At 61.2% G+C, this 20,716-nt stretch carries 18 protein-coding genes; 9 read left to right on the top strand and 9 right to left on the bottom strand.

Going from position 1 to position 20,716, the window contains the following annotated elements; translation table 11 throughout:
• The first annotated feature begins 43 nt into the window (after positions 1-43).
• From ligA to KW403_RS01755, 3 genes are all read left to right on the top strand, one after another.
• Positions 44-2,155 (top strand): NAD-dependent DNA ligase LigA, encoded by a 2,112-nt coding sequence (gene ligA / locus KW403_RS01765; protein ID WP_223021068.1) that lies wholly within the window; start codon positions 44-46, stop codon positions 2,153-2,155.
• A gap of 93 nt (positions 2,156-2,248) precedes the next feature.
• A complete protein-coding gene (locus tag KW403_RS01760) occupies positions 2,249-2,977 on the top strand; it encodes an AzlC family ABC transporter permease (protein WP_223021067.1) in 729 nt (242 codons plus the stop codon).
• Positions 2,974-3,273, top strand: a complete 300-nt coding sequence (locus KW403_RS01755; protein ID WP_223021066.1) for an AzlD family protein — start codon at positions 2,974-2,976, stop codon at positions 3,271-3,273. Before KW403_RS01760 ends, KW403_RS01755 begins: the two co-directional genes overlap by 4 nt.
• Positions 3,274-3,283: 10 nt before the next feature.
• On the opposite strand, the gene KW403_RS01750 is transcribed toward KW403_RS01755, so the two are convergent.
• Positions 3,284-5,113 carry an aminopeptidase P family protein gene (locus tag KW403_RS01750; protein ID WP_223021065.1) on the bottom strand — a complete coding sequence of 610 codons (1,830 nt, stop codon included), beginning with the start codon at positions 5,111-5,113 and terminating at the stop codon, positions 3,284-3,286.
• A 232-nt stretch (positions 5,114-5,345) separates the two neighbouring features.
• On the opposite strand from KW403_RS01750, the gene KW403_RS01745 reads away from it, so the two are divergent.
• A complete protein-coding gene (locus tag KW403_RS01745; RefSeq protein ID WP_223021064.1) occupies positions 5,346-5,525 on the top strand; it encodes a hypothetical protein in 180 nt (59 codons plus the stop codon).
• 74 nt (positions 5,526-5,599) lie between these two features.
• Here KW403_RS01745 and KW403_RS01740 read toward each other — a convergent pair whose 3' ends face one another.
• The 3 genes from KW403_RS01740 to KW403_RS01730 are packed head-to-tail and all read right to left on the bottom strand — an operon-like array spanning position 5,600 to position 7,261.
• The gene (locus KW403_RS01740) at positions 5,600-6,472 is read right to left on the bottom strand and encodes a 50S ribosomal protein L11 methyltransferase (RefSeq protein ID WP_223021063.1); all 873 of its coding nucleotides are present in this window, start codon (positions 6,470-6,472) and stop codon (positions 5,600-5,602) included.
• 12 nt (positions 6,473-6,484) lie between these two features.
• Complete coding sequence (locus tag KW403_RS01735) at positions 6,485-7,063, bottom strand: SCO family protein (protein WP_281425625.1); 579 nt, start codon at positions 7,061-7,063, stop codon at positions 6,485-6,487.
• 36 nt (positions 7,064-7,099) lie between these two features.
• Complete coding sequence (locus KW403_RS01730) at positions 7,100-7,261, bottom strand: hypothetical protein (RefSeq protein WP_223022636.1); 162 nt, start codon at positions 7,259-7,261, stop codon at positions 7,100-7,102.
• Positions 7,262-7,538: 277 nt separating this feature from the next.
• On the opposite strand from KW403_RS01730, the gene KW403_RS01725 reads away from it, so the two are divergent.
• A complete protein-coding gene (locus tag KW403_RS01725; RefSeq protein WP_223021062.1) occupies positions 7,539-7,898 on the top strand; it encodes a DUF488 domain-containing protein in 360 nt (119 codons plus the stop codon).
• A 134-nt stretch (positions 7,899-8,032) separates the two neighbouring features.
• Positions 8,033-8,563: a hypothetical protein gene (locus tag KW403_RS01720; protein ID WP_246637856.1), complete on the top strand. Its 531-nt coding sequence runs from the start codon at positions 8,033-8,035 to the stop codon at positions 8,561-8,563.
• 36 nt (positions 8,564-8,599) lie between these two features.
• Here the strand turns inward: KW403_RS01720 and KW403_RS01715 are convergent, their stop codons facing one another.
• Both KW403_RS01715 and KW403_RS01710 read right to left on the bottom strand, forming a co-directional pair.
• Entirely contained in the window at positions 8,600-11,098 is a 2,499-nt protein-coding gene (locus tag KW403_RS01715) for an ATP-dependent helicase (RefSeq protein ID WP_223021061.1), read from the bottom strand.
• 114 nt (positions 11,099-11,212) lie between these two features.
• Complete coding sequence (locus tag KW403_RS01710) at positions 11,213-11,626, bottom strand: MerR family transcriptional regulator (RefSeq protein ID WP_223021060.1); 414 nt, start codon at positions 11,624-11,626, stop codon at positions 11,213-11,215.
• Between the two features lie 151 nt (positions 11,627-11,777).
• Here KW403_RS01710 and KW403_RS01705 point away from each other — a divergent pair, with 151 nt between their 5' ends.
• Positions 11,778-12,656: a dienelactone hydrolase family protein gene (locus KW403_RS01705; protein WP_223021059.1), complete on the top strand. Its 879-nt coding sequence runs from the start codon at positions 11,778-11,780 to the stop codon at positions 12,654-12,656.
• 3 nt (positions 12,657-12,659) lie between these two features.
• On the opposite strand, the gene KW403_RS01700 is transcribed toward KW403_RS01705, so the two are convergent.
• From KW403_RS01700 to KW403_RS01690, 3 genes are all read right to left on the bottom strand, one after another.
• Positions 12,660-12,986 (bottom strand): hypothetical protein, encoded by a 327-nt coding sequence (locus tag KW403_RS01700; RefSeq protein ID WP_246637855.1) that lies wholly within the window; start codon positions 12,984-12,986, stop codon positions 12,660-12,662.
• A gap of 74 nt (positions 12,987-13,060) precedes the next feature.
• Positions 13,061-14,698 carry a chloride channel protein gene (locus KW403_RS01695; RefSeq protein ID WP_223021058.1) on the bottom strand — a complete coding sequence of 546 codons (1,638 nt, stop codon included), beginning with the start codon at positions 14,696-14,698 and terminating at the stop codon, positions 13,061-13,063.
• A gap of 8 nt (positions 14,699-14,706) precedes the next feature.
• Complete coding sequence (locus tag KW403_RS01690) at positions 14,707-15,195, bottom strand: thioesterase family protein (protein ID WP_223021057.1); 489 nt, start codon at positions 15,193-15,195, stop codon at positions 14,707-14,709.
• Positions 15,196-15,306: 111 nt separating this feature from the next.
• On the opposite strand from KW403_RS01690, the gene KW403_RS01685 reads away from it, so the two are divergent.
• Both KW403_RS01685 and KW403_RS01680 read left to right on the top strand, forming a co-directional pair.
• Entirely contained in the window at positions 15,307-16,725 is a 1,419-nt protein-coding gene (locus KW403_RS01685) for an FAD-binding oxidoreductase (protein WP_223021056.1), read from the top strand.
• Positions 16,726-16,922: 197 nt separating this feature from the next.
• Positions 16,923-20,714 carry an AsmA family protein gene (locus tag KW403_RS01680; RefSeq protein ID WP_223022395.1) on the top strand — a complete coding sequence of 1,264 codons (3,792 nt, stop codon included), beginning with the start codon at positions 16,923-16,925 and terminating at the stop codon, positions 20,712-20,714.
• Positions 20,715-20,716 lie beyond the last annotated feature (2 nt).

Genomic DNA, 20,716 nt, shown 5'->3' with positions numbered 1-20,716 from the left:
GATCGACTACACTGCGCTTCAGTTCTCATCCGGATAGACTGTCATGCCCAAAGCCAAGCAAGCCGTTGATACGCTGACGGAGGCCCAAGCCAGGGACGAGCTGGAAAAGCTCGCTCGGGAGATCGAAGAGCATGACAGGCGCTATCACGGGGAAGACGCGCCGACGATTTCGGATGCGCAATATGACGCGCTGCGGCGGCGCAATCTGGCGATCGAGCAGCGCTTTCCCGAGCTTGTGCGGGAAGACTCGCCTTCGCGCCGGGTGGGAGCGCCTGTCTCGGAGAAATTTGAGAAGGTGCGGCACAAAGTGCCGATGCTTTCGCTCGACAATGCGTTCTCCGATGAGGATGTGGTCGATTTCGTGGGGCGCATACGCCGCTATCTGAAGCTTGATGCAGACGCGCCGGTGGCGATGACGGCCGAGCCCAAGATCGACGGGCTTTCGCTCTCGCTGCGCTATGAGAACGGACGTCTTGTCTCGGCTGCAACGCGCGGCGACGGGCAGGAGGGGGAGAACGTGACGGCCAATGCGCGGTCGGTGACGGATATCCCAAATGTGCTCGACGGCGACCCGCCCGAGGTGATCGAGGTTCGCGGCGAGGTCTATATGACCCATGCCGACTTCTTCGCGCTGAACAAGAGGCAGGAAGAGGCGGGGAAGCCGACCTATGTGAACCCGCGCAACACGGCGGCGGGCTCGCTGCGCCAGCTGGATTCTTCCGTCACGGCGGCACGGCCGCTCAAGTTTTTCGCCTATGCATGGGGCGAGGTCTCCGACATGCCCGCAGACACGCAGACGGGGATGGTGGCGGCGCTGGAGGCCTATGGCTTTCGCGTCAACGAGCTGATGAAGCGCTGCGAGAGCGCCGAGGCGCTTCTGACGCAATACCGCCTGATCGAGGAAAAGCGGGCAACGCTGCCCTATGACATCGATGGCGTGGTCTACAAGGTGGACGATCTGGCCTTGCAGCAGCGGCTGGGTTTCGTGTCGCGCAGCCCGCGCTGGGCGATTGCCCACAAGTTTCCGGCCGAGAAGGCGACAACCATTCTGAACGGCATCGACATTCAGGTGGGACGCACCGGCGCGCTGACGCCCGTTGCGCGGCTGGAGCCCGTGACCGTGGGCGGCGTGGTGGTGACCAATGCGACGCTGCACAATGCCGAGGAGATCGAGCGGCTGGGCGTGATGATCGGCGACACGGTGACGGTGCAGCGCGCCGGCGATGTGATCCCACAGATTCTTGGTGTGATCGAGGAGAAGCGGCCGGCGGATGCGCAGGCTTTCGAGTTTCCGAGCGTGTGCCCCTGCGAACTGAAGACGCCTGTGGTGCGCGAGGGGATAGGCTCTGGTGCGGAGGGCGTGGTGCGGCGCTGTTCGGGCGAGTTTGCCTGCCCGTTTCAGCGGGTCGAGCATCTGCGCCACTTCGTGTCACGGCGCGCTTTCGACATTGACGGGCTGGGCGAGAAGCAGATCGAGTTCTTCTTCAACGATCCCGATCTGCCGGTGAAGGCGCCGGGGGATATTTTTACGCTCGCAAGCCGCGATGCCGACAATCTGAAGAAGCTGAAGGACAAGGAAGGGTGGGGCGCGACTTCGGCCGCCAATCTGTTCGAGGCGATCGAGGCGCGGCGCTCCATCGCGCTGGAACGGGCGATCTATGCGCTCGGCATCCGCCATGTGGGCGAACAGACGGCCAAGACACTGGCGCGGGCCTATGGCACCTGGCAGGAGTTTCACGATGCCGTTCTGGCGGTCGCAGAGGGCGATGCACAGGCGCGCGAGGAAATGGACGCGCTCGACGATATCGGCGATGCGGTGATCGATTCTCTGGCCCATTATTTCGGTGAGGCGCACAACCGCGAACTGGTCGAGGCGCTGGCGGGCGAGATCGACGTGCAGGAGGCGGAACGCCCGACGATGGATTCGCCCGTCGCGGGCCAGACCATCGTGTTTACCGGCGCGCTTGAACGCATGTCGCGCGATGAGGCCAAGGCCATGGCCGAACGACTGGGGGCAAAGGTCGCAGGCTCTGTCTCCAAGAAGACGGATCTGGTGGTTGCCGGGCCAGGGGCGGGCTCGAAGCTTAAGAAAGCTGCTGAGCTTGGCATCGAGGTGATTGACGAAGACGCCTGGTTCGAACGGGTGGGCGGTTAGCCCGACCTCTTCATCTCCGTTGATGCTTGGCTCAATGGAATTCATATGACTGGTCAGTATTGTTGACCTAAACTGCTATCCTCTGGAGGATTCATGACTGCCGACATTGCCAAGGACAGCGCGCGCCCGCGCGATTTTGCGCAAGGGGTGCGCGACAGCGTGCCTGTGGTGGTCGCGGCAATGCCGTTCGGACTGTTGTTCGGCGCATTGGCGGTGGAGAACAATTTTTCGGTTTTTGAAGCGGTGTTGATGAGCGCCACGATTTTCGCCGGTGCGAGCCAGATGGTCGGAATCGACCTGTTCGGCCAGAAGGTGGCTCCCTGGCTGATCGTTCTGTCGATCCTTGCAGTGAATTTTCGCCACGTTCTTTATTCCGCAACCACCGGGCGGCGGATCGCGCATTGGGGGCCTGTGCAGCGCTTGCTTGGCTTCTTCATGCTGGTCGACCCGATGTTCGCCGAGACGGAACGGCGCGGAGAGACGCATGGGACCGTCTCGTTCGGCTGGTATATGGGCGCGGCGCTGCCGCTTTATGTCTTCTGGGTCGCCGAAGCCTGGATCGGCGCGCTGTTCGGCAATCTGGTTCCAGACACGCACGCGCTGGGCATCGATTTTCTGTTTCCGATCTACTTTATGGGTCTGGTCATGAGTTTCCGCAAACGCGCTTTCTGGCTTCCGGTGGTGTTGATGAGTGCGGCTGCTTCCGTGCTGGCCTATCGCACTGTCGGCTCGCCCTGGCATGTTTCCATCGGAGCAGTCGCAGGCGTTGCGCTGGCGGCAATCATGGCGCCAGACGCGCGCAAGGGGAGGCAGGCTCCATGAGCACAACGGTCTGGGTCATTCTCGCAGGTGCGGTGCTGACGTATCTGACGCGTATCGGCGGGCACATGGTGCTTTCACGCTTCGAGAGCATTCACCCGCGTGTGGAAGCGGGGTTGAATGCCGTCCCCGCCGCGGTTCTGACCACGCTGGTGGCACCGGCCGCCATGAACGGGGGCATACCCGAAATCGCTGCGCTGACGACCGGCGTGGTGGTTTCGCTCGTTGCCGGCGGCATGATGCCGATGTTTCTGTCCGCTGCGGCGGTGCTCATCCTGCTTCGCCATCTGATCGGATAGTCAGAATCTCTCAATCGAGTGTCGCGGTCGCCTTCTCGAGCCATCGCAGGGTTTCGCCGTCGAGAAGCGGCGTAAGCGTTTCACGCACACGAGCATGATAGGCGTCGAGCCAGGTGCGCTCGCCGGAGGACAGCAGGCCCGTGTCGATCAGACGGCGGTCGAACGGGCACAGGGTCAGTGTGTCGAAACCGTGCATGTCGATGTCCCCGCCTGGGATTGGGGTTGCCGGTTCCACGACGATCAGATTCTCAAGCCGGATGCCATAGCCGCCGGGTTTGTAGTAGCCGGGTTCATTGGACAGGATCATGCCAGCCTCCAGAACCTGCGTTCCGGTTTTTGCGATGCGCTGGGGTCCTTCATGCACAGCGAGATAGGAACCGACGCCGTGACCCGTGCCGTGGGCGTAGTCGAGGCCGGCTTGCCACAGGGCTTGGCGGGCAAACGGGTCGATATCCATCCCGCGCGTACCTTTGGGAAAGCGGATTGTGGAGAGCGCGATCAGGCCTTTTAGAACACGCGTGTAGCGTTCCCGCATCTCATCGCTGGGACGACCGACGATGATGGTCCGGGTAATGTCGGTGGTTCCATCGTCATACTGCGCGCCGGAATCGACCAGATAAAGCTCGCCTGCCTTGAGGGTACGATTGGTCTTCGTGGTAACGCGGTAGTGGATTATCGCGCCATTGGGACCAGCGCCGGATATCGTGTCGAAGGAGATGTCGCGAAGCGGCATCTGCAGGCTCTGGCCTGTCTCTGTACGGCTTTTCTCCAGCTGCTGCACTGCGCCAATCTCGTCGACCGTGCCGGGTTCCTGAGAATCGAGCCATGCGAGGAAGCGCACCATGGCGACACCATCTCTGCGATGGGCAGATTGGGCACCTTCAAGTTCGGTGGGGTTTTTAATCGCACGAGGAAGGCGGGCCGGGTCATCAAGATCCGCGATGCGGCCGCCAGCCTCTTCCACGACCAGACGCAGCCGCTCGGCAGTGAGCGATGGATCGAGGCCGATCGAACCCGATTTTCCGGCCGCGGTCGAGAGTTCCGCCTCCAGCGTCGAAGGTGCTTTCAGATCTGCGAGCTGGGTCAGATAGGCTTCGGTTTCGCGGTCGAGCTTGCGCTTGTCGAGGAAGAGCGAGGGCCGCCCGTCGGCGGGGATCATGGCAAAGCCGAGGGCCAGTGGTGTATGGGGCACGTCCTGCCCGCGAATATTGAATGTCCAGGCAATCGATGACGGGTCTGTAAGCACTGTACAGGCGGCACCTGCCTCACCGATGGCTTTTGCCATGCGCTCGAGCTTCACGGTGGCGCGCTCTCCCGCATGGTCATTCGAATGGATGCGGGCCTGCGCCAGCGGCGGGGAAGGGCGATCTTCCCATATGCCATCGACCAGATTGTTGTCTGTCGGCACAAGTTCGATGCCCCGCGCTGCAGCTTTGACACGCAGTGCGCGAAGCTCCGCAATGGTGTGCAGCCATGGATCAAAACCGATGCGGCTTCCGTTCTTCACGTTCTTGGCGATCCATTCGCGCGGCGGACTGTCGATCAGGCTCGCTATGGTGAAAATAGACGGATCGGTCTGTTCGGCGGCCTGGAGCGTGTAGCGGCCATCCACGAAAAGAATTGCGCGATCACCAAGGATCAACGCTGCACCCGCCGAACCGGTGAAACCTGTCAGCCAAGCGAGCCGCTCGGACGAGGGGGCGACATACTCGCCCTGATGCTCGTCTGCGCGAGGAACGAGATACCCGTCGAGGCCAGCTTTCGCCATTGCCTCACGGAGGCGCCCGACGCGGACGATGCCCTGGCTGGGATCGGCGGTAACATCGAAAGACTGAAACATGGAATTTTGCCGCTTGGTCTGAAAAATCTGTGCCAAACCTATAGCATCGCTGCGAGAAGCGGAACGGGTCTCCGGTGAAGGAATGTCTCTATCGCGCTGCACAATTACTTTGTTGCAATGCAAAAAGAGATGGTAGCCATGCGCAATCGGCGCTGGTTGAGAACGGTTTGCAGGCTTATCTTTGAACCATGAACAACGGAGCTTCCGTTGCAAGAATTCAAGGAGAAATCAGATGGCCCAAATGCGTGGCTTTTTCCGCGGCGCATTCGATGCGCTGATCGAAGCCCGTCAGAAGCAGGTCCGGAGCTATGTCAATGGCGCGCTTTTGATGCTGGACGACGAAACACTGCGTGCCCACGGCTATAACCGTGATGAACTCAAGCGTAGCCGCAGCGTTTCCCACATGTTCTGATCCGCTTTAAACGGCGTCGATTCAAACCCCGAAAGCCCAGCTTTCGGGGTTTTTGCTTGTGTGCCTCCGTGCGCCTAACGCTTCATGTGAATTGTAACCCAGCCTTCGCGCGCCTGGGTGCGCACGTGGCGGAACCCCTGTCCGCCATAGGCGGCAACAACCGCCCGTCTCTGCCGCTCCAGGATGCCCGACAAAACCAGTGACCCGCCCGGCGTTATGTGACTTGCCATGTGAGGCGCCAGAGCCATGAGGGGGCGGGCAAGAATGTTCGCCACGATGAGATCGAAGGGTTTCTTGCGGGCAAAGACAGCGTGGTGAAAGCCGGGCGCCGTGTGTGTCTCTACCAAGCTTGCCACGCGGTTGAGGCGGACATTCGAGGCAGCCACTTCGGTGGCGATCGGATCAATGTCTGTTGCGAGAACCGGAATGCGGGCGGCCCTTGCAATGGCGATGGCCAGCACGGCGCTACCGGTGCCCAGATCCAGCGCATTGCGTGGGTGCTCGCTTTTCAGAATGTCTGCAAGCACGCTCAGACAGCCCGCCGTGGTGCCATGGTGTCCGGTGCCGAAGGCGAGGCCGGCATCGATCTCTATCGCGATGTCGCCGATACGCTGCAAATGCCGGTCGTGGCTTCCGTGGACGAGAAAGCGACCAACGCGAACCGGGCGCAGGCCTTCGAGCGAATGGCTGACCCAGTCGATCTCCGGAACCTCTTCCCGCTTCAGCGGGGGTATGGGGGAAAAATCCGCTAGACTTTCCCGCACCCGCCGTTCCAAACCGTCAACGTCGTCTTCGGCATAGATCGATATCTGGAAGATGCCGCTGTCTTCCTCGGGCTCGAAAATACTGATCGGCAGCCCATCATCCTCAAAATGCGCGTCGAGAACTGAAAAAATCGATTCGGCCTGCTCGCGCGGCGCCGTCAGGAAAAGTCGTGTCTGGCCCATGAATTTCCGGTGTCAGGTTTCGTTTGCCAGACGCTTCAGCTTGGCGATGGCAGTTTCACTATTTTCTTCATAGGCGATCGTGCCGAAAAAGTCGCCATCGCTGTCGAGCAGCAGGATCGAAGCGGTGTGATCCATTGTGTAATCGCCATCTTCAAGCTCAACCTTGCGCACATAGATGGAAAAGCCCTTGGCCATGGCCGCGACCTTTTCCGGGTCGCCCGTGATACCGGTGATGCGGTCGGAGAAATTCGACAGATAGGTCTTCATGACCTCGGGGGTATCGCGCTCCGGGTCGATGGAGACAAAATAGGGTTTGATGTCGGCGGCATCATCACCCAGTTGTTCGAGATAGCCGTCGAGTTCGAAGAGAGTGGTGGGGCACACTTCGGGGCAATGGGTGAAGCCAAAGAAGACGACCCTCGGTCCACCTTTGAATGCGGCTTCGGTGATGGTGTTGCCATCCTGATCAACGAGTTCAAACGGCACGCCGAAGGCCTTGCCCGAGCTCTGCTGTTGGTACCACTGAAACGTGAGAAGGCCAACGCCGACGGCCATGACCGCCAGGATGCCGATGAGGATGGAACGCATCATTGATGTTTACCTGAAACGAGAATGCAGGGAGGGGCGTCAGAAGCACCAGGACAAACCGGATTCCACGAGCGCGAGAAAGATCCCGGCCCCCTTTTCCAGCCACATGGCAAAGGCGAGGCCGGTCAAAGCCGCCAGTAGCAGCGCTGACGCTCCCAATTTCAGCCATAGGACCATCTGCCGTGGGTGCTCTGTTTTCATGCCTCATCATAGGCGCAAGTGCCGGGGGTGCGCAAAGCCTCATCTTGTCGCAAGGTATTGGACCAGAAAGCAACCTCCCGCCGCCTGGAGGCCGGCGGGAGGTTCAGGGTTGAGGTTAAGTTGCCGTGATGGCCATGGGGACGGGTCAACCCCATATGTGCATCCTAACGATACATGGTTTGAAATTGATTGGCCTGTTCTTCAATCATCGCGTGTAACTGATTGCATTGTATGGCTGCGGGGTATGGCTGCGAGGTATGGCTGCGGGAGGTTTGCCATGGTGAATGCCGATATTCGGGTGAAGCGCATCTATGATCCCGTAGAGGATGGCGACGGAAAGCGAATCCTCATTGACAGGCTATGGCCACGCGGCATGAGCAAGACGCGCGCGGCACTCGACGCTTGGATGCCCGACGTGGGACCGAGCCACGCTTTGCGCAAATGGTATGCGCACAAACCAGAGCGCTGGAGCGCGTTTTGCGAGAAATATCGGGAAGAACTGGCTTGCCGGGATGCGCTTTTGCAAGAACTGATGGCCGCCGCAGAGGAGGGGCCTTTGACATTGCTGTTTTCGGCGAAGAATCGCGACCGCAATCAGGCAATGGTGGTTCGCGAGCTATTGCTGGAACTCGGGTGATTCGCGTTCACGTTGTTCTCAACTTTTGATTGTTTTTTCTCTTTTGATGCGTCTACCGATTGGAAATCGGTGGATGAGGCATAGAGAGGTGGCTGTTTAGCCTATACGGCCCTGTCGCACTCTTGACTTACTGAATGCTTATAGAGACATATGTGCGCGTTTCACCTGTTTATGGTGGTAATTACGGTATCGGGGCGGATTTCATGATCAAGGATTTCGACAAGCTCAAGCAGCAGCTTAACGAGCTTTCGGAGGCGGTAAACAAGTTCGAGTCGGAGGCCGTTCAACTGCGTGTAGTCGAGCTGGTCCTGGGCCAGAACGACACTCGGGCCGGTGGGTTTTCCGAGGGGGGAATCAGCGATTTCATCGCCGGACCCGGCATGATGCAGGTCGTGCGCACCACGCCTCGCCATGGGCGACGCAAGACAACCACGGACAGTGCCAAGGGAGCTGTGGCTGCCTTGAACGATCTGCTTGAGAGCGACTTTTTCGATGCTCCCCGCACCATCGGCGATATTGTTGCTCGCTGCCAGGAGACATTCGGCATGCGCTACAAATCGAACGCCTTTTCAGGGCCGCTGTCGCGCCATGCGCGCACGGGCGTCTTGTCGCGGGAGAAGAATGTCGACGGCAAGTTCGTTTACGTCAAGCCGGGGACTGACTGAGCGCGGCGGCAGGTTCGGCCTTTGCACGATGTGCGGCTAAACCCGCTCGACAAAGCCATCGAGAACGCGCTTCTGGCCAGCCTTGTCGAAATTGATGGTGAGCTTGTTGCCCTCGATGGCGGCCACATTGCCATTGCCGAACTTGAGGTGGAACACCCGGTCGCCGACCTTGAAACTGGAGGGCGTGTCGGACACCGATTTGGCGACAAGCTCGCCTTCGATCACCCGACCCTTGACCGAGCCGCGGCCTGCGCCATAGCCCGAATCCGCCTCGCCATAACCGATGCGCTCCACCTGATGGCCGGAGCGGTTGCCCCAGTTGCGCGTGGTTGCCTCGGTGCGGTTTTTCTGGGCGCGCTGCCAGCCGGGTGTGGCGTAGCTGTTTGAGAAGGCGGGCTGGTCGTCGAACCGGGATTTGCCATAGGGGTTTGGTCGGCCGGGCTGGCCGGCGGAATAGCCACCATAGCTGTTGCTTTCCTCGGCCACATCCACATGGGCCTCGGGCAGCTCGTCGAGAAAGCGCGAGGGGATGGTGGATTGCCAGAGGCCGTGAATGCGCCGGTTGGAGGCAAACCACAGATGCAGGTTCCTCTTGGCGCGGGTGAGGCCGACATAGGCGAGGCGCCGCTCTTCTTCCAGACCGGAGCGGCCACCCTCATCGAGCGCGCGCTGGTGGGGGAAGAGGCCTTCCTCCCAGCCGGGGAGGAACACGGTGGGGAACTCCAGACCCTTGGCCGAATGCAGCGTCATCAGGCTGACGGCGTCGAGTTCCTCGTCGCGTTCGGCATCCATGACGAGAGCAACATGTTCGAGGAAGCCGCGCAGACTGTCGTAATCCTCCATGGAGCGGATCAGCTCCTTGAGGTTTTCGAGCCTGCCGGGTGCCTCGGCGGAGCGGTCGTTCTTCCACATGTCCGTATAGCCGGACTCTTCAAGGATGATCTCGGCAAGTTCGGTGTGGGGCGTGCGGTCGAGCATGCCCTGCCAGCGTTCGATATTGTCGACCAGCGTGCGCAGCGAGGCGCGCGGCTTGGGCTTCATCTCTTCGGTACCGACGAGATCGCGCGCGGCTTGCAGAAGGGTGGCTTCGCGCATGCGCGACACGTCGTGGATCTGCCGCACGCTGGCTTCGCCCAGCCCGCGCTTGGGCACGTTGACGATGCGCTCGAAGGCGAGATCATCGGCGGCCTGCGCGACGATGCGGAAATAGGCCATGGCATCGCGGATTTCCATGCGCTCATAGAAGCGGGGGCCGCCGATGACGCGGTAGTTGAGCCCCAGCGTGACGAAACGATCTTCGAACTCGCGCATCTGGAAGGAGGCGCGCACAAGGATGGCGATGTCGTTGAGCGCGTGGCCCTTGGTCTGAAGCGCCTCGATCTCCTCGCCGACGGCGCGCGCTTCCTCCTCCGAATCCCAGGCGGCATGGACCTTGACCTTGGGGTCGTCGGGATCGGACTGTTCGGTGAACAGCGTCTTGCCAAGCCGACCCTCATTGTGGGCAATGAGGTGGGAGGCAGCACCCAGAATATGGGCGGTGGAACGGTAGTTGCGCTCCAGCCGGATGACGGCGGCGCCGGGAAAATCCTTCTCGAAACGCAGGATGTTGTCGACCTCGGCTCCGCGCCAGCCATAGATGGACTGGTCGTCGTCGCCCACACAGCAGATGTTGACGGGTTCGGTGCTCTTGGGGCGCTGGGCCAGCAGCCTGAGCCACATATACTGCGCGGTGTTGGTGTCCTGATACTCGTCGACGAGAATGTAGCGGAACTTTCGGTGATAGTCGGCAAGCACATCCGGGTGATCGCGCAGAATGCGGATCGGATGGCACAGGAGATCGCCGAAATCGACGGCGTTGAGTGTCTTCAGCCGGTCCTGGTAGGCGGCGTAGAGTTCACGGCCCTTGCCATTGGCGAAGGCGCGCGCATCGCCCTCGGGAATGTCCTTGGGCGCGAGGCCCTTGTTCTTCCAGCCATCGACCATTTGCGCGAACTGGCGCGGCGGCCAGCGCTTGTCGTCGAGCCCTTCGGCCTGGATGATCTGCTTCATCAGGCGGATCTGGTCGTCGGTGTCGAGAATGGTGAAGGAGCTTTTGAGCCCCGCAAGCTCGGCATGTTTGCGCAGGATCTTGACGCCGATGGAGTGGAACGTTCCCAGCCAAGGCATGCCCTCGATGGCTTCGCCCACCAGCGTGCCGATGCGCATTTTCATTTCGCGCGCGGCCTTGTTGGTGAAGGTCACGGCGAGAATCTGCGAGGGATAGGCGCGGCCGGAGGCCAGGATATGCGCGATACGCGTGGTCAGAACGCGGGTCTTGCCGGTGCCGGCACCCGCAAGCACCAGGACGGGGCCTTCGGTCGTCTCGACGGCAAGCCGCTGTTCGGGATTGAGTGCATCGAGATAGCGCGTGTCGGGACCGCCCGAGCGCGCGGCCATGGCGCGCGCGGCAATGCCGGACGGCTTCTGCGCTGCCGGGGGAGGCGGGGTCGGGTCGTCCTCGTCGAAGAACGGAATATCGTCAGGAAAGCCGGACATCGGACCTGCATATGGTGATTCGGGGGGCAAAGCCCAAGGATGTTTTCCATTTGTACCGGTTTGCAGCCCATGAACCAAGATGCTGACAGCCGGCAAATTCATCCGTTCTGATGATCAGTGGTCGCTTTCACAAAGCGAATGATCGGACAGTGCGCGAAGAACGTAGCAATCGCAGACCGTGCCGCTGTCGCAACTGTCCACAATGCGTTGCAGCTCTTGTTCGAGCTTCTGGAGGCGGGCGATGCGCTCGCGCACCTCACCAAGATGTTCGCGGGCGATGCTGTCGGCCGTCTCACAAGGCTTTTCCGGATGCCCGCTCAACTCGATCAGCGAGCGAATGGCGTCGATGCCGAGGCCGAGATCGCGGGCATGCCGGATGAAAGTCAGGCGGTCCATCGCGTTGCGGCCATAGCGCCTCTGATTGCCGGAAGAGCGTTCAGGCGGTTCGATCAGGCCGGTCTCCTCGTAATACCGGATTGTCGGCACTTTCACGCCCACCCGCTTCGATAATTCTCCGATGGACCACATGAGGATCGCTCCTAGCTTTTGCTCCCGAAGATATAGGCATCGGCGGTCGTGAGCGAAAGTCTGCCGTCGCTCACGCGGGTGTGAGTGGACCTCAGCCACAGGGACGATAGTCTTTGCCCAGCGGGGTCTGACAACAATCGGGAGTGATTTCATGCAGGATCAGCCGAAGATCACACAGGCGATGATCGACGCCTATGACGAATACACGCATCTCACGCTCGATCGCCGTGCCTTCATGAACAGATTGACCAAGCTTGCCGGTTCGGGGGCTGCAGCGGCGGCCATCGCGCCCATGCTCGCCGCCAATTCCGCGCGGGCGGCCATGGTGGCTGAAGATGATGATCGCCTCACCGCGGAAGAAGTCACCTATGCCGGTGAAGGTGGGGAAATGATGGGTTACCTCGCCCGCCCGGCCGGAGCCGACGGAAAACTTCCGGCGGTGATCGTCATTCACGAGAACCGTGGTCTCAATCCGCATATCCGTGATGTGGCACGGCGCATGGCGCTTGAAGGCTTCGTAGCGCTTGCGCCTGACTTTCTGTCGCCGTCGGGCGGTACGCCAGAAGACGAGGACAAGGCGCGCGACATGATCGGTCAGCTTGAAGGCGGCCAGACCGTGGGCAATGCGGTTGCAACGCAGGCGTTTCTTGCCGGACATGATGCGACCAACGGGAATGTCGGCGCAATCGGCTTCTGCTGGGGTGGGGGGCTGGTGAACCAGCTTGCCGTGAACGATCCCGAGCTTGACGCAGGTGTGGCCTATTACGGGCGTCAGGCAGATGCGGCTGAGGTTGCCAAAATCGAAGCGCCGTTGCTGCTTCACTATGCCGGGCTCGACGAGCGCATCAATGCGGGGATCGACGCTTACCGAGCCGCGCTTGAAGAAGCGGGCAAGGACTTCACGATCCATGTCTATGACGGTGTCAACCACGCGTTCAACAACGACACGTCGGAAGCCCGCTATGACAAGGAAGCGGCGGATCTGGCCTGGGAGAGAACGGTGGCGTTCCTGAAGGAACACCTGTCCTGAACCTCAATATTCGTCAATGGGCGCAGGATCCCAGGCGATGAAAAGGCGCTTCTGGCGCGCGGTGCGGACGATGGCGCGAACATAGATCAGGTCGATGGGGATCGGCCTGCGGTTTCGTTCGAGCCAATAAAGCTCGTCCTCGATGGATTTGAGCGCGCGCCAGAAGTCGTAATCCGTGATCTCGTGTGAGTGCGCGAGACCATCTGACAGGGCTTTGGCTTCCTCGTTCAACACCGGCTTTCCGACAACCACGAATCGAATGCGTTCAGGCAGGATGGTCGGCGTGCCGCTTCGGCGCTTCAAGCGGATGGCATGGTTAAACTTGTGCAAAGCTGATGCCTTAACCGGTATGGTTAACAAACCCTGCGTTCATGGTTGCAGCCGGAACCTGGTGTTCCTGCAGCCTATCTGTGCTCTTCCTCGCTCATGTCCACGAGAGCGCGGTTGAAGAAGCGCAGCGCCCGAACATGGCTGGCGAAGGCGATGACCTCGCTGGGGTCCTTCAGATCAACCACCGGCAGGCGGTCGTGTCCGCCCTTGTCGAATGCGCGCAACGAGGCTTCGAGCGTATCGGTCGGTTTGAGTGAAGGGGCGCCGGTCTCGGGATCGTATGTGACCGGCTCTTCCTTTTCATCCAGCGGCTCCATGAAATCCATGACGCGAATGGACTGGCCGAGCGCCCGGTGAGGGCCCTCGACGAGGAAAAGACCGCGCATCTCGAGCTGCCACTGGAACCAAGAATGGCCATGAATCGTCTGGGTGATGCCGTGAGCGACGGCGACGGTCAGAAGAAGGGCGATGGAAAGTTCATATCCGCCTGTCAGTTCGAAAACGATGACCGTGGTGGAGATGGGCGCCCCGAGGACGGCGCCGGCCACGGCGCCCATGCCGAGAATGGCATAAAGCCCCTCGCTGGAAGCCATGGTCGGGAAGACCGATGCGGCGATGATCCCGAATGCACCTCCGGTCAGAGCACCGAGAAAAAGAGCTGGTGAGAAGATGCCACCGCCGAAGCGCATGGCAAGCGTTATGGAAGTGGCGGCCGTTTTCACAACGATCAGCGCCAGCAAGGTCATAAGGGGCAGACGGTTCCACAGAGCCATATCGGTGACTTCGTAGCCGACGCCGAGCACATGCGGGAAGACGACGGCAATCCCGCCGACAATCAGGCCTCCGACAAGGGGACGCGTCCAGAGCGGGATACGGATGCCGCGGGCAGCATAGTCCGAGACGAAGAGCGAGAACTGGAAGAGGATCGCCACCACGGCAGCCGTGGCCCCCAGAAGGGCGAAGGCGGGGAACTCCCAGAAAGAGCTGATCTGGTGCGTGGGGACCAGGAACGCGGCGGCGCTCCCGAACCACAGCCGGGATGCCACCGCGCCAGCGGCCGAGGCAATGACGATGGGGACGAAGGAACGCATGGCGTAGTGGCCGAGAATGACCTCATGCGCAAATAGAACGCCGGCAATGGGAGCGTTGAAGGAGGCGGAAATCGCGCTGGCAACACCTGCGCCCAAAAGGGTGCGCCGACACCATTCGGGCAGGTTGGCGCGCCATGCAATGGCCGTTGCCAGAACGGCACCCAGATGGACTACAGGGCCCTCGCGCCCCGCGCTTGCGCCCGAACCGAGTGAGAGGGCGGTGACGAAAGCGGAAAGCAGGCCCTCTCGAAATCTGAGCTTGCGCCCCGACAAGGCACGCGCTTCGATCACATCCGCAACAGCTCCAGTACGCCGGGCTTCAAGCCGTGTGAGGAGAATGCCCACCAGGAGCCCCCCGCCCACGGGTCCTGCCATGATCCAGTACCAGGGCAGGGAGAGGGCGGCCGTGAGCACGCGCTCCGAACTGGTGCCGAGCCAAAAGAGCTGGAAGAAACCGATCAGCTCGCGGAACGCAATGGCCGCGACCGCCACTGCGAGCCCGAGAAGCAGCGACAGGAGCCAGACCAGTGGCAGCCGCGCCTCCAGGAAGGCGCTGATATTCGGCTCGATCCACGTTCGGAGAATCTGTGGCAGACGCTTTATCAGTTTTAGAAGGGGCATGAGGAAGCTTAGCGTGTCCGGCGACGGATGGCGATGGAGCGGCCGGCCTGTTCCGGTAGCGGGAGCGATTTATGCAACCCATGCATCGTTTCGATGCGGCCAAGCACGTCGGCGGGAAAGGGGGTGACCCTCGGGCCGGACATATCGACGTGCAGCGTCAGTGTCTCGCAGGTAGCCGCCAGCCAGCCTTCTTCGGCATGGCGTAGCTCCTGATAGGAATGAAGGCGCTTTTCGTCGTGATCGAGGAGCTGAAAGGTGCCCCGAACCCTGTCTTCGAGATGAAGCTCTCGCAGGTAGCAAAGGTGGATTTCCGCGGTGTAGGTGGTCAGGCGCCGCTCTGCCGCATATCGGGCACCCATTCCAAACTCTTCCGACACTTCTTCATAGGCGCGGTCGAAAAGTACCGTGTAATAGGCCATGTTCAGATGACCGTTGAAGTCGATCCAATCCTTCTGCAGCTCGAAGACAGATGAGCAATAACGTGCTTCGTCTGGCATTGTTTTTCTCTATCCCTGTTCTGCGGACTATGTTCGACTTGCATCAGATTCGGATAGAAACGAAAACGGTCCTGTGCGGCAAGGGTTGGACCACCTTATTGGAGAAGCTGAATGGCGCTCGCGGAATTGGAACAGGTTGCAAGGAACGACGAAGGTGTGCGGCTTGTGCTGGACCTTTTGCGTCAGCGGTACGGGGAGCGGCTGGCTACCGGACATTCGGTTCGTGAACAGCATGCCCATTCCACGAGTTATATTCCTCCACAATTGCCGGATGCTGTTTTCGCACCCCACAATGTCGAGGAGGTTCAAGATGTGGTGCGTATGTGCGCCGAGCATCGAGTGCCTGTCATTCCTTTTGGAACCGGCTCTTCGCTGGAGGGCCACGTGAATGCGCCAGGTGGCGGGATCTCGCTGGACCTGATGAACATGAACCGCATTCTCTCGGTCAATGCCGAGGATCTGGATTGCACCGTGGAGCCCGGTGTGACGCGCGAGGACCTCAACCATTACCTGCGCGATACGGGCCTGTTTTTCCCGATAGACCCCGGTGCCAATGCGAGCCTGGGAGGCATGGCCTCGACGCGAGCTTCCGGGACCAATGCAGTCCGCTACGGCACGATGCGTGACAATGTGGTGAACCTGCAGGCTGTCATGCCCGACGGTCGGTTGATCACCACGGCACGGCGCGCGCGCAAGACATCGGCCGGCTACGATCTCACGCGGCTTCTGGTCGGTGCCGAGGGGACGCTGGGCATCATCACTGCGCTGACTTTGAAACTCTATGGCATCCCTCAGGCGATTTCAGGTGGTGTGTGCCCGTTCCCAGACGTGGAGTCGGCGTGCCAGGCAGTGATCACGACGATCCAGATAGGGGTGCCGGTGGCACGCATCGAGTTCGTCAACGCGCTCGCGATGAAGGCGATCAACGCCTATTCCGACCTGAACTACCCTGAAAGCCCTTGTCTGTTTGTCGAGTTTCACGGAAGCGATGCCGGCGTAAAGGAGCAGGCTGAAACCTTTGGCGAGATTGCGGAAGAGTTCGGCGGCGGTCCGTTTCACTGGACGAGTGTTGCGGAGGAGCGCACCAAGCTGTGGAAGGCACGCCACAACGCCTACTGGGCCAGTGTGGCTTTGCGCCCGGGAACGCGTGGCATCTCGACCGATGTCTGCGTCCCCATTTCGCGGCTGGCCGAATGCATTCTGGAAACCGAGGCGGATGTCGAGGAGCAGGGGCTGATGGCCACGGTTCTCGGGCATGTGGGCGACGGCAATTTTCATGTGCTCGTGCTGATGGACATGGACAACCCGAAGGAAATCGAGCAGGCGGAAGCTTTTGTTGCCCGTCTCAACAAGCGGGCGCTCGCCATGGATGGCACCTGCACGGGCGAACACGGGATCGGGCAGGGCAAGATGCGCTTTCTGCAGGAAGAGCTCGGTGACGCGGTAGACGTGATGCGGGCGGTCAAACAGGCAATTGATCCGCTCAACATCATGAATCCGGGCAAGGTCGTGGGCTCCAGGCGATTATAAGCAATCCGTTGTGCGACCATATGGCCGACTGGCGCTTTAATGTCGACGAGAGCGAACGAGATAGAGTCTTTATATCGTTGAACCGTGAAAGCGTTCTAACTCATTGTTTTTACGCAATTCCGTGCGGAAAACCGGTTTCCACTTTTTCTGGAATTGCACTAGTGTAGGCCAACGGCGTTTGAACCAGGGAGAGCAATCTGGCCCGGCTTTTTGTATTCTTCGGTGGACTTGTGGTGCTGGCGCTCACTTCGGCGCTCGTCGCCCCCTATTTCATCGACTGGAATCATTACCGATCCGCGTTTGAGCGCGAAGCGGGGCGGGTGCTTGGCCGCGATGTTCGGGTGGAGGGCTCCGCACGGGCGCGGCTTCTGCCGTTCCCCTCGCTGACCTTCACCGAAGTGGTTGTGGCCGGCGAAACGCCGGATGCGCCGGGGATGACGGTGGATGAATTCTCCATGCACGCCGAACTTGCTCCGTTTCTGCGTGGCGAGGTGCTGATTTTCGACATGCAGCTCACGCGGCCGAAGGCGCGTATTTCTGTGGCGGCAGATGGGGGCATCGACTGGGCCGTGCGCCCTTCCGGCCCGTTCGACCCGCGGCAGGTAACGCTTGAAAGCGTCAGCATCGTCGATGGCTCGGTGACGCTTCGCCATGAAGTGAGTGGGCAGATTCATCAGGTGTCCGATATCGATGCGGAGCTTTCCGCACGCAGCCTGGCAGGCCCCTGGCGGATCGGCGGATCGCTCGCTTTCGACGGTTTGCCAATGCGGGTTTCCGTTTCGACGGGCACGCTTGGGGATGACGGGCGCATGCGGTTGCGGATCGACGCTTTGCCTGAGGATCTTCCCGTCAGGCTCGCAATGGACGGCCAGGCGCGCATCGAGAACGAAGCCGCCTATTATGACGGCACCTTTGCGCTGAACACCTATAGCCAAGAGACGGTGGCCGAGTTGCGCGAGGAGGATGGGCAACCTCCGGTACTCACCACGGCTGCAGCGAGCAATCGACTGACCGGCAGCTTCGATCTCAGACATGATCGGCTGGCTGTGGACGCGTTTCGCTTCGAGACGGGGCCGGTTGATGCTCCCTATAGCGCTGAGGGCAAGGCGCGGATCGAGTTTGGTGCCGCGCCGCGTTTTCTGGTCGAGGCGGACGGAGCCCAGCTTCGTTTTGAACCGGAGGAGGGGGAAAGCGGCTCTATTGCCGGTCTGGACTTCAACGCGCGCTTCAACGCGTTTGCGGATATGATGCGCGCTTTGCCGGCGCCGGGTATCCCCGGTGAGATCGCGCTCAATCTGCCAGCCATCGTGGCCGGCGACACAACGATCCGGAACATCGAACTGCGGGCGCAGCCTGCGGAGCGCGGCTGGTCGATCGGCTCGGTGGCCGCGACCCTGCCGGGCCGGACGCGACTGGAAGCCAGCGGCCTTTTGACCACGCGCGATGCCCTTGCCTTTGAGGGGCGCATGTTGCTTGCGATCGCACAGCCATCGGGCTTTGCCGCCTGGATTTCGCGTGATGTGGATGATGCAATCCGTCGCCTCTCTTCCGCTGGCTTCAGTGCCGAGGTGGATCTTTCACGGCGCGCACAGACCTTCGAGACGCTGGAGCTGATCCTGGGCGGTGCACGCTTCAACGGCCGTGTGGAACGGCAGGCGCCGGATGATGCAAAACCCTCTCTGGATATTGCGCTGGAGGGTGAGGCGCTCGATCTCGACGGCATCCGGGCCTTTGCCTCGCTTTTCGTGAACGATGCCGGTGTGAACAGGCTTTCGGGACATGATGTGGATCTCGCCGTGAAGGCGGGACCTGTTGCTGCCGCTGGTGTTGAGGCAGAAACGGTCGACACAGCGCTGCGCCTGCGCGCGGGCGTCCTTGAGATCGACAGGCTGACGCTGGGCGGGCTTGCCGGCGCCCAGATCAGTGCCACCGGACAGCTTCGCGATTTTTCCACCGCGCTGACGGGGCAGATCGATGCAACGATCCTGTCGACCGATCTTGCCGATCTGGCGGCGATGGCGGCCGGCCGCTTCCCTGAAAACCGCGTTCTGGGGGCTATTGCCCAGCGGACCCAGGCCTTTCCGGGGCTGGTTGAAAATGCGGAAATCAACCTTGTCGCCAGCGCGGCCAACAACAGGGACGGCACGGTGGGGCTCGCGGTGAGCGCGGAAGGGGAAGCCGGGGGCACCGATCTCAGCTTTTCGCTTTCCGATCGCAGCCCCCGGGACGATCCGCTTGAGGGTGAATTCAAGCTTTCCGTGACGGCCAGAAATGACGATGCCGCGGTGCTTTACGGGCTCGCCGGCCTGCCGGCGCTCCCGCTCGGGCTGGTCGGCGATGCGAAGCTTGAACTTACCGCCTCGGGTTCGCTGGCAGACGCGGTGAGCACACAGGCTGCGGTTTCGGGTGAGGGGTTTGCCGCATCATTCGACGGAGAACTTGCCAATGCGCTTTCAGCTCCTGCGCTGTCCGGCAAGGTGCAGGTGGAGAGCGATGATATCGAGCCATGGCTGGCCGTAGGCGGCGTTGTGCTGCCGGGATTCGGGCTTGGGCTGCCGGTTGAGCTGGCAGCGGCTCTAGAGTGGAGCGAGGAGGTTGTCGTGCTCTCCGGCCTCTCAGGTGCGGTGGCCGGAACGGATTTGAGTGGCGATTTCAACATTCTGCGCGATGGCGGAAAGCCGCGCGTCGACGGGGCCCTTCGCCTGGCGCGATTTGACCTTGCGCCGGCGGCGGAGCTCGTTCTTGGGCCGGGTGTACTGTCAGGCGAGGAGAGCGGGGCCTGGCCCGAAGAACCGTTCGGTGGCGATGTCAATCTGCCGTTTGCAGCCGATCTCGACCTTCAGACGGACGCGCTCTGGGCCGGCTTCCTCTCGGCCGGGCAGGAGGCCAGCCTGAAGCTGAAACTCGATGATGAGGGACTGACGGTTTCCGATCTGAAGGCGGCAGCCTTTGACGGTTCGATCGAAGGTTTTGCGACGCTGAAGAACAATGCCGGGACAGGCCTGCTGACGGCGCAGATCGGGCTTAAGGACACGGCGTTGGACGCGCTCATGCCGCAGGGGAGCCTTCAGGGGCGTCTCAGTGGACATGCCAGCGTGACCGCCAGCGGCAAGACGGTGAACGGCATGGCTTCGGCATTGACTGGATCCGGCTCGGTCACCTTGAACGATCTGAGTATCCGCGATCTCAACCCGCAGGCGTTGCCGATGATCCTTCAAAAGGCGGATGTTCTGGGCAATGAGATCGACGCCGCGCAGACCGAGATTTTCGCGCCACCTTTCATCCGCGATGGCGAATTTCATGTGGGGAGCACCGAATTCGCCTTCACCATTGCAGGGGGCGTTGCACGCACACCGCCGATGCGGCTCGAAGCGGAGGGCGCGATCCTGACCACGTCGGCCTCGGCTGATTTGCAGCGCATGACGGTGGCTACGGACGGGGCGCTGGTCTTCGACGCTGGTCTCGAAGCCGTTGTGGGTGCGGAGCCTCGTGTGGATGTGGCGGCAGCGGGGCCGTTCGCAGATGTGAAGTTGTCGCTTTCAGTTGGTCCGCTCGCGCAGTTTTTGACCCAGCGGGCGCTGGAGCGCGAGCAGGTGCGGGTGGAGCGAATGCAGTCGGTGCTTCTGGAGAAACAGAGACTGCGCCGAGAGGCACGTTATTTCGCGGCACTGCAGACCGAGCGCGAGCGGGCAGAAGCAGAGCGCCAGAGACTGGAGCGCGAACTGCGCCAGAAGCGTGAGGCGGAGGAAGCCGCGCGCCGACAGGCAAAACGAGACGCCGAAGCCGCGCGCCGTGCTGCAGAAGCGCGAAAGCGCCAGCAGCAAAATGTTCCCGGGGAACGCGCTACACCCTCAGAAATCGAACGAGCGCCGCTGGAGGCTCCGGAAGGCGCGAATTCGCCTGATGCTGTTTCAGAATTCTTCCGCTCGAAGAACCTTTCACCCGAAAGGCTGCGCGAACTTCTGGGCGCAGACGGCGGGGTGAACTGAGG

Origin of the sequence: Nitratireductor kimnyeongensis, from assembly GCF_019891395.1 — a bacterium.
In the GTDB taxonomy this organism is placed as follows: domain Bacteria; phylum Pseudomonadota; class Alphaproteobacteria; order Rhizobiales; family Rhizobiaceae; genus Nitratireductor; species Nitratireductor kimnyeongensis.
Note: the sequence above shows the minus strand (reverse complement) of the source record. Positions and strands in the feature narration are given on the sequence as shown.